This window comes from Kibdelosporangium philippinense (genome assembly GCF_021390435.2).
GTDB classification, from domain to species: Bacteria; Actinomycetota; Actinomycetes; order Mycobacteriales; family Pseudonocardiaceae; genus Kibdelosporangium; species Kibdelosporangium philippinense.
Map to the genome: position 1 here is coordinate 1,187,493 of NZ_JAJVCN010000003.1, position 14,085 is coordinate 1,201,577.

The 14,085-nt window shown below is 64.2% G+C and carries 14 protein-coding genes and 1 pseudogene; 10 read left to right on the plus strand and 5 right to left on the minus strand.

Annotated features, from left to right (window positions below):
• Window positions 1-257: 257 nt before the first annotated feature.
• The 5 genes and pseudogenes from LWC34_RS37540 to LWC34_RS37560 form a co-directional block, all read left to right on the plus strand.
• A pseudogene (locus LWC34_RS37540) lies at window positions 258-602 on the plus strand (helix-turn-helix domain-containing protein); the annotation flags it as partial.
• Window positions 494-1,243 (plus strand): IS630 family transposase, encoded by a 750-nt coding sequence (locus tag LWC34_RS37545; protein WP_233729974.1) that lies wholly within the window; start codon window positions 494-496, stop codon window positions 1,241-1,243. The pseudogene LWC34_RS37540 and the gene LWC34_RS37545, both read left to right, overlap by 109 nt.
• Window positions 1,179-2,282 (plus strand): condensation domain-containing protein, encoded by a 1,104-nt coding sequence (locus LWC34_RS37550; protein WP_308200192.1) that lies wholly within the window; start codon window positions 1,179-1,181, stop codon window positions 2,280-2,282. Before LWC34_RS37545 ends, LWC34_RS37550 begins: the two co-directional genes overlap by 65 nt.
• A complete protein-coding gene (locus tag LWC34_RS37555) occupies window positions 2,279-3,184 on the plus strand; it encodes a phosphotransferase family protein (protein WP_233729976.1) in 906 nt (301 codons plus the stop codon). The genes LWC34_RS37550 and LWC34_RS37555 overlap by 4 nt, the downstream gene beginning before the upstream one ends.
• Window positions 3,181-4,203, plus strand: a complete 1,023-nt coding sequence (locus tag LWC34_RS37560) for a hypothetical protein (RefSeq protein ID WP_233729977.1) — start codon at window positions 3,181-3,183, stop codon at window positions 4,201-4,203. The genes LWC34_RS37555 and LWC34_RS37560 overlap by 4 nt, the downstream gene beginning before the upstream one ends.
• A 74-nt stretch (window positions 4,204-4,277) precedes the next feature.
• Here LWC34_RS37560 and LWC34_RS37565 read toward each other — a convergent pair whose 3' ends face one another.
• Both LWC34_RS37565 and folP read right to left on the minus strand, forming a co-directional pair.
• Window positions 4,278-5,192: a glucosyl-3-phosphoglycerate synthase gene (locus LWC34_RS37565; RefSeq protein WP_233729978.1), complete on the minus strand. Its 915-nt coding sequence runs from the start codon at window positions 5,190-5,192 to the stop codon at window positions 4,278-4,280.
• Window positions 5,189-6,004 (minus strand): dihydropteroate synthase, encoded by an 816-nt coding sequence (gene folP, locus LWC34_RS37570; protein WP_235730609.1) that lies wholly within the window; start codon window positions 6,002-6,004, stop codon window positions 5,189-5,191. Before folP ends, LWC34_RS37565 begins: the two co-directional genes overlap by 4 nt.
• 157 nt (window positions 6,005-6,161) lie before the next feature.
• Here folP and LWC34_RS37575 point away from each other — a divergent pair, with 157 nt between their 5' ends.
• On the plus strand, window positions 6,162-6,830 hold the full coding sequence (locus LWC34_RS37575; RefSeq protein WP_233729980.1) for a lysophospholipid acyltransferase family protein: 669 nt from the start codon (window positions 6,162-6,164) through the stop codon (window positions 6,828-6,830).
• Between the two features lie 230 nt (window positions 6,831-7,060).
• Window positions 7,061-8,527 (plus strand): Dyp-type peroxidase, encoded by a 1,467-nt coding sequence (locus tag LWC34_RS37580; protein WP_233729981.1) that lies wholly within the window; start codon window positions 7,061-7,063, stop codon window positions 8,525-8,527.
• Window positions 8,528-8,568: 41 nt separating this feature from the next.
• Here the strand turns inward: LWC34_RS37580 and LWC34_RS37585 are convergent, their stop codons facing one another.
• Window positions 8,569-9,102 carry an LOG family protein gene (locus tag LWC34_RS37585; protein ID WP_233729982.1) on the minus strand — a complete coding sequence of 178 codons (534 nt, stop codon included), beginning with the start codon at window positions 9,100-9,102 and terminating at the stop codon, window positions 8,569-8,571.
• Window positions 9,102-9,857, minus strand: coding sequence for an LOG family protein (locus LWC34_RS37590; protein ID WP_233730968.1), 756 nt, complete (start codon window positions 9,855-9,857; stop codon window positions 9,102-9,104). The genes LWC34_RS37585 and LWC34_RS37590 overlap by 1 nt, the downstream gene beginning before the upstream one ends.
• Window positions 9,858-10,072: 215 nt before the next feature.
• On the opposite strand from LWC34_RS37590, the gene LWC34_RS37595 reads away from it, so the two are divergent.
• The gene (locus LWC34_RS37595; protein WP_233729983.1) at window positions 10,073-12,268 is read left to right on the plus strand and encodes a M4 family metallopeptidase; all 2,196 of its coding nucleotides are present in this window, start codon (window positions 10,073-10,075) and stop codon (window positions 12,266-12,268) included.
• Here the strand turns inward: LWC34_RS37595 and dapE are convergent.
• On the minus strand, window positions 12,258-13,322 hold the full coding sequence (dapE, locus tag LWC34_RS37600) for a succinyl-diaminopimelate desuccinylase (RefSeq protein WP_233729984.1): 1,065 nt from the start codon (window positions 13,320-13,322) through the stop codon (window positions 12,258-12,260). The two genes, LWC34_RS37595 and dapE, sit on opposite strands and share 11 nt — an antisense overlap.
• Before the next feature lie 66 nt (window positions 13,323-13,388).
• Here dapE and LWC34_RS37605 point away from each other — a divergent pair, with 66 nt between their 5' ends.
• A complete protein-coding gene (locus LWC34_RS37605; RefSeq protein ID WP_233729985.1) occupies window positions 13,389-13,646 on the plus strand; it encodes a DUF6364 family protein in 258 nt (85 codons plus the stop codon).
• Window positions 13,643-14,080 (plus strand): PIN domain-containing protein, encoded by a 438-nt coding sequence (locus tag LWC34_RS37610; RefSeq protein WP_233729986.1) that lies wholly within the window; start codon window positions 13,643-13,645, stop codon window positions 14,078-14,080. The genes LWC34_RS37605 and LWC34_RS37610 overlap by 4 nt, the downstream gene beginning before the upstream one ends.
• Window positions 14,081-14,085 lie beyond the last annotated feature (5 nt).

Consider the following 14,085-nt stretch of genomic DNA (forward strand, 5'->3'; position numbering starts at 1 on the left):
TCGCGACCGGCCCATGGTTCACGATGAACGCGGTCGTGGATGTCCGCGGACCACTCGATATCCGTCGTCTCGACCAAGCAGTCAAGGACTTAAAGATCTTTCGGTAATAGGGTGAGTCGTTGCGGGTGATTCGCCTTGCCTGGTAGGACAATCGTGGTATGCCAGAACCGTCACGATCGGCCGGCCAGCGTCGGAAAGCCCGGAGCGGCAAGAAAGTAGCTGCCCGCCGTGATTTTGAGGCGTTGCGGGAACGCCGGATGCGGGCTGCGGAGATGTTCGATCGCGGCAAGCGGCAGGTCGATGTGGTGGTGGAGTTGGGAGTCTCGGCGCAGACCGCTTCACGGTGGCACCGGGCGTGGTCGACCGGCGGACGGCAGGCATTGGCCGGGGCTGGCCGTGCCGGGCGGCTGCGTAAGCTGACCGATGAGCAGGTAGCCGCGGTGGCAGGCGCGCTGGCGCAGGGGCCGAAGGCGAACGGATTCCCGACCGACATGTGGACGCTGGCGCGGGTGGCCAAGGTGATCGAGAAGGTCACCGGGGTGCGGTACTCGCAAACCCAGACCTGGACGATCCTGCGCGAGCGGCTGGGCTGGAGCAGGCAGCGTCCCGCCCGCCGCGCCACCGAACGCGACCAGGAGGCCATCGACAGGTGGGTGAAAAAGGAGTGGCCGCGCATAAAAAAAGCGCCCGGCGCCGAGGGGCCTGGATCTGCTTCCAGGACGAGTCCGGATTCTCCCTGCTGCCCGTAGTCCGGGCCACCTGGGCGCCACGCGGCCAGACCCCGGTGCTGACCCACCGGTTCTCCTGGAAACGCCTGTCGATGTCCGGCGCGCTGGCCTACCGGCCCGACCGCAGCGAGGCGGTGTTCGTGTTCGGCATCAAAGAAGGCGCCTACAACACCGCCTCGCTGATCGAGTTCCTCACCGCTCTGCTCGATCACCTCGACGGCCAGAAAGTCACCCTGATCTGGGACGGCCTGCCCGCCCACCGATCGAACGACATGAAGGCATGGCTGGCCACCCAACGACACTGGCTGCGCGTAGAACCGTTGCCCGGCTACGCCCCCGACCTCAACCCGATGGAAACGGTATGGGGCAACGTCAAAGCACGCGAACTGGCCAACTTGTGCCCCGACACCATCGACGAAGCCCACACCGCCGCGCAGGCCGGCCTGGAACGTGTCGGCAGCAGCTACCAACTGTGCTTCAACTTCCTCGACCACACCGGCGGCCTTTCCCTATGACATAACTCACTCAAATACCGAAAGGTCTTTAGTCGCCAGGCACGACCTGCTGCGCTCCCGTATCGAAGACGAAACGCAGTTGATCAGGTCAAACGTCCCAGTCGAGCTGGAAATCACCGACGACACCGAACTATTGCACGCACCCATCGACTCGCACGCGCTGAGCCCACTCCGAGTCCGGCTGAAGCCTGTCGAAGCCGATCAACACCTGTTGTGCCTGCACATCCACCACCTGATGTCAGACCCAGCGACATTGTGGACATTGCTCGACGAACTCGCCGACTTGTACCGCGGGACGCTACCCGCACCCGCGGCCCAGTTCTGGCACTACGCCGAAGACCAAGCGCGACTACTGGCAAATAGCCGAGAAGCCGCCGAAGCATGGTGGCGGCGGTCCACCGAACTAGCGTCATTCGCCGCACCATCCCCGACACCAGTCGGACCTTTCGCGCTGCGCCAAAGGGTTCTGCCTGCCAGCGATGTCGCCGAGTTGGAACGATTCTGCCGCAGGCATCGCAGCACAATGTTCGTCTCATTGCTCGCCGGTTTGACGACCGGGATGCTGCCGTATCTCGGCCACGGCGACACCGTGCTGTTCACCACGTTGATCAGTCGACGCAATCGCGCGGAATGGCGGTCTCTGCCCGGTCCTTGCATCGTCCCTCTCGACCTGCCGGTGCCGCGGCCACCTTCAGAGCTGACCGGCGAGTACGTAACCGCGGTCCGAGACATAGTCCTAGGCGCACAGCAGCACGTCATGTGCCCGACGGCAGGCAGGGACGCGCCATACTTCGAGTACATCTCAGACGCACGGCCACAATCGTTGTCATTCGGCGACGCAACCGGTGCCGTGATCGACGCCGCAGGTCCCCGTGATACCGGAATGGCCACCGACTTGGGTATCCGGGCAAGGAAGACGGCCGATGGCGAACTGTTCGCGCACCTGAGCGGAAACGGCATCGGATGGTCAAAGGAGCGAACCTTGACCATCTGCGAAAAGCTGCCGTGGCGAAGTCCCATGTTTACGGAGGTTGCGTGACCAAGCGAGTGCTGTCATCGGAAGAACTGAACAGCGTACTGAAGACCTGCGGCATAGACCCAGCAGAAGTCCAAGTACGCGAACAACTCTCCGAAGGCATGTACAACACGGCCTACCGAATCCGGACAGCGGAAGCAGGTTACATCCTCAAGCTCGCCCCAGACCCAGCGTCACCATCGCTGACGTACGAACGCGGCTTGATGAACACCGAGGCCTTGTTCTACCGAGAGGCCGCGGACCTGCCAGTGCCACAAGTAGTCTACGCAGAGCCGGAATACCTGCTGATGACGGAAATGCCAGGAACACCATGGCATCCCCAAAAACTAGACCCGTCGCTGACGGAGAAGCTACGCACCGAACTCGGCACGATCGTGGCCCGTCTGCACAGAATCACCGGACCCGGATTCGGTTACCCGCAAATGGGTCTAGCGGACTCATGGCGATCGGCCTTCCGCACGATGGTCACAGCGGTCCTTGACGATGCCGCGCGCTACTTCGTCGAACTCCCTGTCTCAACCCAAAAGCTTTCGGACGCCCTAGACTCCCCGGCATTCAACGAAGTGACAACGCCCGTCCTGGTCCACTTCGACCTGTGGAAGGGAAACATCCTGATCGACAACGTGCGAATCACCGCCCTGATAGACGGTGAACGCGCGTTCTGGGGCGACCCCCTGGCAGAGATGGTATCCCTGGCCCTGTACGGCGACATCCGCACAGACAAAGCCTTCCTGGCCGGATACGGACCACTGGAGTTCACCGACGCAGCATCATTCAGACTGGCGTTCTACCAGGTCTACCTCTACATGATCATGCTGGTGGAGATGGTGCCAAGAGAAAGCTACGACCGAGCCTTCCACAAACTGGTGACAAAGAATCTGCTCGAAGCGGCGGCCAAGCTGTGATCGAGATCCTGACATCCGGTGTGGCGCTGGGAGTGCACGTCCCAGGCCTGCTGTTGGCAGACCGGCTAAGAGAACGCGGCATAGCGGCGAACGTCTCAGTGTTGGAACGAATGCTCCCACCGGAAACCCTGGAAACAACGACAAAGATGAAGTGGGCCTTCCACCGTGACTTCAGGGTCGCGTTGGCAGGCCAACGAGTCGCCAGAGACGCCTCAATCGCAATCCCGCACGAGGCCCAAGAAGCGCTGCTGTCCTCCTGGCGTGCGCGAAATGTCCAGAAGTTCGTCGTGTTCTCAGGATTCTGGCTCCCCATCCTCGAACAGTACAGCCCAGCCCCAGTCGATGTTTGCCACGTGGATTCCGTGATCTCCCCTTCCTTCCAGAAGGTCAAGACATCACTGAACCCACGCCCAATCTGGCTGGCGAATGCCACAAGCGGAACTATCCCGTACAGCATCCCAGTCACCCACACACCACCACTCCCCTGGGAATCCCGCGCCCACAGGCTGCTGGTGCATGGCGGCGGCTGGGGCATGGGGACGTATCGCGAACGTGCGACGGAACTCCGATCGCACGGATTCGAGCTCGACATCGTGGCGTACGAAGAACGCGATGTCTCGGCAGACCCAGGAATCCGCCATTTCGTGATCGACCCAACCTGGCACCCCTGGCTGGACAACGGCTACCCACCATTCGCCGAAGTGGGCACCCCCTTCACCCGCAGCACACACCACCACGCCTCCTTTGACCTGACCAGATCGGTCGTGGCGACAGTCAGCAAGCCAGGCGGAGGCACACTCCTGGACTCACTGTGGTCAGCAACGCCAGCAGTCCTGCTTGAACCATTCGGAGCCCACGAGAAGCACAACGCGACCCTGTGGGAAGACCTAGGCTTCGGAATTTCATTCGACAAATGGCGAGACGCCAGCTTCGATATGAAGATGCTGGAGAAGCTGCACAGAGCGCTACTGGTCGCCAGGGAGTCCCTAGTGGACTACTCGGCCGAGCTAGCCGGATGAACGAGATCTGGCAGGCCAAGCCGGAAGACTGGTTTGTCGTGAGTGGTTATCCGTGTTCTAACACGGATAACCACTCACGACAGATTGACTGAACGCATCGGTGGACGGTCGGCGACGTCGATCGGCGTAGTGTCCGGCAGCCATTCACCGGCGACCTGCACGAACTGGGTCAGCTCGGTGGATCCGGCGATATCACAGCGCCGCAGCATCGCACCAAGGATCTGACTGGCCATCACGCCAAGCTGCAGCAGATTCCGGTTCCGGTGCTTGCGCACCCCCAGATTGACCTGAGCGATGGCATCCAGTCCATAGGTCGAGTGGGCGTCGAGCAACAACCCGATCTCCACGGCGTAACCGGCCGCGAAAGACACCGATTCCAGGAACTCGCGACTCCCGGCGTACTCCCCGCCCAACGGCTGGACCAATCCCGAAAGCTCGGGGCGAAGAGCATTCAAAAGAGGCCGGGCCAAGAGCTCGGTGACCCGGCCACCACCGGTGCCGTAGTCCTCGGTCTCCAACCGCAACGGCCGCCGATAAAACCCCTTGACCAGGTGAACATCCTCAGTGAGCAGAGGCCCAAGCAAAGCAGGGACGAAAGCCGAATCGGGATCAACCAAGTCTGCGTCCAAGAAGACAACCAGATCCCCAGTGGTAGCAGCCAACGACCGCCACAGCACTTCTCCCTTGCCAGGCAAGGGAGAATACGAAGGCAGCACATCCTCCCGACGCACAACCCGAGCCCCGGCAGCGAGAGCAACTGAAGAAGTCCGGTCAGTAGAACCGGAATCCATCACGACGATCTCGTCCACAAGCGACCCGAGCAACGGCCGGACGCTGCCGACAACCTCCCCGACCGTGGCCTCTTCATTCAAAGCAGGCAAAACGACACTGACGGTACGGCCACCTTTGACGGCGCAAAGGTCGGAGACTGTCCACTGTGGTTCCTGCCAGGTCCGGGCCGAGAACCACGCACGAGCCGCAGGATTCACGCGAGCGCCCGCAAAACCCGAGCAGGCGGACGAGTCCCGGCAATACTGGCGACCATCTCAACCACCCGCCTCGTCTGCCGAACCTGATGCGCCCGAAAGACCCGAGCCCCCATCCAGGCAGCCACCGAAGTAGCCGCCAAAGTCCCGTCAACCCGCTCCTGCAACTCAACCCCCAGCGTCTCCCCGACAAAGTCCTTGTTGGACAAAGCCATCAACACCGGCCACCCGGTGGCCACAAGCTCGTCAAGCCGCCGCAGCAATTCCAGCCCATGCCAAGTGTTCTTGCCGAAATCATGAGTCGGATCGATCAGCACGCCCTCAGCGGGCACCCCCAACTCAACCATCCGGTTCGCCCTCGCCACCAACTCCTCAGCGACCTCAGCCACCACATCCCGATACTGCACCCGATGCGGATCTGTCCTCGGCTGCACCCCGCCGGTGTGCGAGCACACGATCCCCACCCCGAACTCCGCCGCGACCTCAGCCAACAGCGGATCCACACCCGCCCAGGTGTCGTTGAGCAGGTCCGCCCCCGCCTCGCACGCCGCCCTGCCCACCTCGTGACGCCACGTGTCCACGCTGATCACCACATCGGGGAACCGCTCACGCACCGCAGCCACAAACGGCACCACCCGCCGTAATTCCTCCGACGCATCCACGATCTCGCCGTGTGATCCGGCTCGCACGCCACCGATGTCCACGATGTCCGCGCCTTCGGCCACCGCCGCGCCAACCGCGGCCATCGCAGCCTCGGCGTCGAAGGTGGCACCTCGGTCGTAGAAGGAGTCCCTGGTGCGGTTCACGATCGCCATCACCAGCGCACGGTCGCCCGGCACCGCACGTGAACCGAACTTGAGGGGTCGCACCCAGTGATCGTGCCACGGGTTCCCAAGAACTTAGCGACCGCGATCTCGCATTTAACAAACCGCCTCTTACAGTGGAGGTATCCCCCACCGCAGGAGGCTCCCCTTGTTCTACCGCGCGCTGCGTGCCGTGTGCGCCATCATCGCGAAGGTGCTGTTCCGTCCACGGGTCGAAGGCCTGGAGAACATCCCGGCGAAGGGCGCGGTGATCCTGGCGAGCAACCATCTGTCCGTGTTCGACAGCATCCTGATCCCGCTGGTGGTGACCAGGCAGGTGAACTTCCTGGCCAAGGAGGAGTACTTCCTCGGCCGTTCGCCGTACAAGCGCGTCCGCGCCGCCTTCATGCGGGCGATCGGCCAGGTGCCGGTGCAGCGTGGGCAGGCGCGCGCGGGCGTCGCGGCGCTCGAAGCGGCGAGCGGGGTCCTGGAGAAGGGCGATGTCTTCGGCATCTATCCGGAGGGCACGCGGTCGCGCGATCTGCGTCTGCACCGCGGTCACACGGGCGTCGGCCAGCTCGCGCTGAGCACGGGCGCTGTCGTCGTGCCGATGGCGGTGATCGGGACCGAGCGGATTCAGCCTCCTGGCCAGCGTTTTCCCCGGCCCGCTCGGGTCACCATTCGAATTGGCAAGCCATTGAACTTTTCTCGCTATGACCGCATGCAGGCTTCACCTGCTATTCGTCGCGCGGTTACCGACGAGATCATGTACGCGATCATGGAACTGTCCGGCCAGGAATATGTCGACGCTTACCACAAACTCCCGGACGCTGCCTGAACGGCTTATACCACACCCTGCTGGGCCATCCTTGTGAATGGTGGTCACAACATCGGACGAATCGTCGCGCCGATTTGCTGCGCTGCGTAGAGCGTCCGACGGCCAATTGGCCTATTATTCCGTCGATCGAGTGAATCACCTTGAAGGTCCTGCTAGGCTCGGGCTCACTGGATGTAGGGGACGGCAATTGGGGGTCGTCCTGCTCGACCAGGGGGAATCCAGGGGGATTCATGACCGACCAAGGCGCGGACGCGGCTGGCCGCACACTGCCGCTCCGCCATTCCGACGATATCCAGGGCGACATTCTCGCCGGGTTTCGTAAGGACCATGAAACGGTCCTGCTGCTGCGCTTCCCGGACGATCAACGCCCGGTCCGGAAATGGCTGCGGCTGATGATCCCGCAGATCGCGACGACCCGCCAGGTCGCCGCGTTCAACGCGGAATTCAGCGCGGCGCGGCACGCCCGCGCAGGCATCGATCCGGCCGGATTGAGCCCCACCTGGGTAAACCTCAGCCTGACGTACGCCGGGCTGAAATTCCTGATGGGCGAAGAGCCTTTCCCGGACACGACGCTGCCTGGCGTGCAGGCGTTCATCCATGGCGCGTTCGCCCGTGCGGAGATCAACGGCGACGAGGGGGACAGCGCGCCGGACCACTGGCTGTTCGGCCGGGAAGACCAGCCAGTACACGCCGTGCTCACGATCGCCTCCGATGAGCAGGCCCAGCTCGAACTCCGCGCGTCCGAACTGCGCGTCGCGGCCGCCCGCGCGGGGCTGACGGTCGCGTTCGAGCAGGTCGGCGCGACCCTGCCGGGCGACGCGAAAGGTCACGAGCACTTCGGGTTCAAGGACGGCGTCAGCCAGCCCGGCGTGCGTGACTTCGACCGGCCGGACCCACGAGACCCGATCCACGTCGACGGCAAACCGGGCACCCGGATCCTGCCGGCAGGCGAGTTCGTGATCGGGCACCCGAAACTGACCGGGGACGCGCCCCCACTGCCCGACTGGACCCGCAACGGTTCGTTCCAGGTGGTGCGACGGCTGGCACAGGACGTGCCTGCCTGGTGGGCGCAGGCCGGTGCCGCGCGAAGGCAGCTCGAACAGGAGGGGGTCGAGCTGCCTCCCGGCACCGGCACAGAATGGCTGGCCGCCCGGGTGGTCGGCAGGTGGCGTTCGGGTGCGTCGGTCGCGCACAACCCGAACACCGAGCCACCGACCAAACCGGGCGCGCCGGACGACAATCTGATCAGCTACGCCACCGACGAGAACGGGCACACCACACCACATTTCGCCCATATCAGGAAAACCAACCCGCGTGACGGCATCGCAGGCGATTTCAAGAACGCCGACACCCGCCGGATCATCCGCCGCGGGATTCCGTTCGGCCAGCCTTTCGACCCGTCGTCAGGCGCTGGTCACGGCCCGGACACCGACCGCGGCCTCGTGTTCATCGCGTACATGGCCGACCTCGCCGAGCAATTCGAGTTCCTGCAGCAGCGATGGATCAACGACAAGGACTTCTTCCAGACCGACGCCGGGCACGATCCGGTGATCGGAAAGGACAGCGACATCACGCTGAAACTGGACACGAAGCCCGAAGGAAAGAAACTGCACTTCGCACAGTTCGTGCGCACTGAGGGGACGATCTATGCCTTCGCACCAGCACTCACAACCCTGCGCGACCTCGCAGGACGATAGGGACATGTAAGAAAAACCCCTCGTGAGTGGTTATCAGTGTTCTAACCCTGATAACCACTCACGAGCTTTTCCAGGTCCGTTTCGATGGTGATGAAGTCCCGATAACTGGCCCGGATGAACCCTTCGGCGACCATGTGGTCGACCATCGCGATCAGCGGGTCGTAGAAGCCGTCGATGTTCGCGATCCCGATCGGCTTGCTGTGCACGCCGATCTGGTACCAGGTCCAGATCTCGAAGAGCTCGTCCAGCGTGCCCGCGCCGCCAGGCAAGGCGAGGAAGGCGTCCGAGAGCTCGGCCATCAGGGCTTTGCGCTCGTGCATCGTGCTCACCACGTGCAACTCGGTCAGGCCTTGGTGGGCGATCTCCCGGTCGGTCATGCTCGTCGGGATCACGCCGATCACCTCGCCGCCCGCTTCAAGGGCCGCGTCGGCGATGATCCCCATCGTGCCGACCGACGCACCGCCGTACACCAGCGTGATGCCACGCTTGGCCAGCAGTTTTCCCAGTTCCGCTGCCGCGGCGGCGTACCGCGGCTTCGTGCCGGCCGCCGAGCCGCAGAAAACACAGATCCGCACTAGTGGACTTCTTCCCAGGCGCGGTACGCGTCCTCGACCACACTGATCGCGTCGTCCACGTCGTCGGTCACGTGGATCAGCGCGAGGTCCTTCTCGCCGACCTTGCCGGTCTTGAACACCACGTCCTGCAGCCAGCTGTGCAGGCCGCCCCAGTACTCGCTGCCGAACAGCACGATCGGGAACTTGGTGACCTTCTTGGTCTGTACCAGGGTCAGCGCCTCGAACAGCTCGTCGAGCGTGCCGAACCCGCCCGGCAGGCAGATGAAGGCCTGCGCGTACTTGATGAACATCGTCTTGCGGACGAAGAAGTACCGGAAGTTCACACCGAGGTCGACCCACGGGTTGAGGCCCTGCTCGAACGGCAGCTCGATGCCAAGCCCGATGGACAGGCCGCCGGCTTCCGACGCGCCCCGGTTCACCGCTTCCATCGTGCCCGGTCCGCCGCCGGTCAGCGCCGCGAAACCCGCCTCGGCCAGCGCCTTGCCGATCTGCCTGCCCAGCTCGTACTCGGGGTGGTCACGTGGGGTGCGCGCGGACCCGAACACGGTCACCGCGCGGGGCACCTCGGCGAGCGCGCCGAAGCCTTCAACGAACTCCGCCTGGATCCGCATCACGCGCCACGGGTCGGTGTGCACCCACGCCGACGGGCCTCGTGAATCGAGCAAACGCTGGTCTGTTGTCGTCGGTTCCTCGCTGCGCTCACGGCGCAAGGTCACCGGGCCCCGTTGCTTCTCCTTGGGGCGATCCTCGTTCATCGTCACCAGCTCAAGTCTAGTTGTGCTTGTCCGCCCAACCGGTGACTTATTCGGCTCGTCGTGGTGACCGCCTGAAAAACGGTGATCGGCTACCGACGAACGGCGGTAGCAGGCCGTGTTCACGACCCGTTTACTCATCGATGCGGTTATGCGCATAACCCCGCTTCTCTCCCCCTGCTAAAGGGGCGCAGCAGTGCGCCCAAAAGGAGCACGTCGTGAGAAGAACGCGAGCGATACTGGCGATCGCCGCCCTGACCTTGGCGATCCCAGTCGCGCAGGCCGAGGCCAGCGCGCCACAGCTAGCAGCCGACCCATTAGCCCGTGCCACCGCGGCGGCCGACCAAGCGGCCATCCTCGGGCTTGACGAACTCGCCAGGGGCGCCGACGAGACGTTCACCCGCGTCAGCACGACCCACGGCGGCGCGGGCGTCTACTACTCCGCCTACGAACGCTCGTACCGTGGCCTCAAAGTTGTCGGTGGCGACGCTGTTGTCGTGACCGACGACCAAGGCCGTGTGCGTGACACGACCGCCGCGGAGACCGCCCCGCTGAACGTCGACACCGCCGCCAAGATCGACGCCGCGACGGCCGCGAACACCGCACGCACCAAGGTCCAGACCGTCAAGTCCGTCGACGCGCCGAAGCTGATCGTGCTGGCAGGCGCGACGCCGAAGCTCGCGTACGAGGTCCTCGTCTCAGGGAACAACGGCGTCATCCCGAGCAACCTGCACGTGTTCGTCGACGCCAACGACGGCTCGGTGATCGAGAGCTACGACGACGTCAAGGCAGGCACTGGCGACTCGTACTACGTCGGCGACGTCCCGATCACCACCCAGCAGAACGGCGGCACGTTCGCCATGCGGGACACCACGCGTCCCGGCCTCGAGTGCGGCCTCGACAGCAACAAGGTCGTCTTCACCGGCCCGGATGACAACTGGGGCAACGGTTCCGGCACCGACATGGAGACCGCCTGCGTCGACGCCCTGTACGGCGCGCAGAAGGAATGGGACATGCTGCGCGACTGGATCGGTCGCAACGGCATCGACGGCAACGGCAAGACCTTCCCCGCGTACGTCGGCCTTCCGGCCGTGAACGCGTTCTGGACCGGCAGCTACACCCAGTTCGGCCGGACCCAGGACAGCCAGCGCCAGGTCATCTCGATGGACGTCGTCGGCCACGAGTTCGGTCACGGCATCTTCCAGTTCACCCCCGGCGGCTCCGGCGGCGGTGGCACGGAGAAGGGCGGCATGAACGAGTCCACCGGTGACATCTTCGGCGCGCTGACCGAGGCGTACGCCGCCAACCCCGAGGACCCGGCCGACTTCGAGGTCGGCGAAGAGGTCAACCTGGTCGGCCAGGGCCCGATCCGCTTCATGTACCAGCCGAACAAGATCGCCGGCCACCCCAACTGCTGGTCGACCTCGCTGCCCGGTTCGGTGCACGCCGCCGCTGGCCCGCAGAACCACTGGTTCTACCTGCTTTCCGAGGGCAGCAACCCGGGCGGCGGCAAGCCGGCCAGCCCGACCTGCGACAACAGCACGGTGACCGGAATCGGCATCCAGAAGGCGGGCAAGATCTTCTACAACGGCCTGCTGCAGAAGACGACCACCTGGAACCACGGCGCCGCCCGCAAGGCCACCTTGCAGGCAGCGGTTAACCTGTTCCCGGGCAGCTGCGTGGAATTCGACGCCACCAAGGCCGCGTGGAACGCGATCAGCGTACCCGCGCAGACCGGCGAGGCCACCTGCACCCCGCAGGGCGGCAACGACTTCTCCATCGCGTTGAACCCGGCCTCCGGGTCGGTCACGCCGGGGTCGAGTGTGGCCACAACCGTTGCCACGCAAACGATCCGCGGCAACGCGCAGAACGTCACCTTCTCCGCGAGCGGCCTGCCCGCCGGTGCCACCGCGACCTTCAACCCGGCTTCGGTCACCTCCGGCGCCAACTCGACGTTGACCGTCGCGACCACGTCGAGCACGCCTGCCGGGACCTACCAGGTGACGGTCACCGGTGACGGCGCCAACATCGACCACACCGCGCAGTACGCGTTGACTGTCGGCACAACCGGCACGCGGACCTTCACCAACGGCACGGACTTCCCGATCGCCGACTTGGCAACGGTCAGCAGCCCGGTCACGTCCACGGCCACGGGTTCGGCCACGTCACCGGTCAAGCTTTCGGTGACGATCAACCACACCTGCGCGTACGACCTGCAGATCACGCTGACCGGCCCAAGTGGACGGTCGTACAACGTGAAGGCCGCCGGTTCGGGCGGTTGCGGCCAGTTCGGCACCAAGACCTATGACGTCCCCGTGACTTCGGAGAACGCTGCGGGCACGTGGACTCTGGTCGTGGCTGACCGCTACCGCGTCGACACCGGCACGCTGGACACGTGGACGATCACGGTGTGAGCCACTGCGTCAAAACGCTTACACAGTCCTTGATCTGCTGAACGTGCACATGTTCTTCCTTGGTGTGTGCCAAAGTCGGATCACCGGGACCGAAGTTGACCGCGGGCATGCCGAGCGCGGCGAACCGGGCGACGTCCGTCCAGCCCAGTTTGGCGACCGGCGTGCCCCCGGCGGCTTCGACTAGTTCCTTCGCGGCGGGCGCCTGCAGACCTGGCAGCGCGCCCGCCGCGACGTCAACAACCTTGACGTCGTAGCCCTCGAACACCTCACGCAGGTGCTTTTCCGCCTCTGCCGGGCCACGGTCCGGCGCGAAGCGGTGGTTGATCGTGAGCACGGCCTCATCCGGGACAACGTTGCCCGCGACCCCTCCTTCGATCTTCACGGCCTGCAAGCCTTCCCGGTACGCGCAGCCGTCGATGTCCACGATCCGCGGCTCATAGGCTTCCAGCCTGCGCAGTGCGTCCCCGATCGCGTGAATCGCGTTGACACCCATCCAGCCGCGTGCGGTGTGCGCGCGCTTTCCCGTTGTCCGGACCTGGATGCGCATCGTGCCCTGGCAGCCTGCCTCGATCGTGCCGTTCGACGGCTCGCAGACCACCGCGACATCGCCCATCAGCCAGTCTTTGAGCTCACGCTCGATCCGGCCGAGGCCGTTGCGGGCGGCCTCGATCTCCTCGCAGTCGTAGAAAACGAACGTCAGATCGTGCTTGGGATCGGTGATGTTGGCGGCGATGTGCAGCATGACCGCGTCACCGCCCTTCATGTCGACCGTGCCGCAGCCGTGCAGGATCTCGCCTTCCCGGCGAGACGGCAGGTTGTCGTTGATCGGGACGGTGTCGATGTGACCAGCGAAAACGACCCTGCGCTCACATCCGAGGTTCGTACGGGCCAGCACGGCGTTGCCGGACCTCGTGACTTCGAGGTGGCCGAGCTTTCGCAGCGCGCGCTCCACCGCGTCGGCAAGAACGGCCTCGTTTTCCGAGACGCTCGGGATGTCGACGAGAGCGACGGTCAGATCCACCGGGTCAGCAGCAAGGTCCAGTTCAACGGTCACACCCGGCACGGTAGTCCACGTGGGTTTCACGTGCTCCACGTGAAACCCACGTGGTAGCCTTGTCCCATGAAGCGGAACATCACAGTGCAGTTAGACGAAGAGATCATCGACCGAGCGAAGGTGCTCGCAGCCAAGCGCGGCACCTCGGTCAGCGCCCTGCTCTCCCACCAGGTCATCAAGATGACCGAGGAAGCAGCTCGTTACGAGGCGGCCAAACAACGCGCCCTCGCCAGAATGGACAACGCCATCGATCGCGGGGGTGCCACCTGGACCCGCGAAGAGCTTCATGATCGTGCTCAGTATCGCAAGGACGGAACAAGTTGACAGGCGACCAATGCGGCTTGGTGTTCATCGACACCAACATCCTGATCTACGCACACGACCGGCAAGATCCGGTCAAGTACAAGATCGCGAAGGCAGCACTCGACACATTGTGGGAGGCCGACACCGGAGTACTGAGCACGCAGGTGCTGCAGGAGTTCTACTCGGTCGTGGTCCGCAAGCTCAAATGTCCCATGTCACACAGTGAGGCACGCGAGGTCGTCGCCGACTACGCCGAGTGGTGCCCGATCGACACCGAAGCGCAGTTACTGGTCTCAGCGAGTGTGCTCTGCGAGCGCTACCAACTCTCCTGGTGGGACGCATTGATCATCGAGGCGGCGCTTCGCTGCGGCGCCACGACGCTGCTGTCCGAGGACATGCAGCACGGCCAGACCTTCGGGTCGCTCACGATCCGCAACCCGTTCGTAGAGTCCTGACCCCG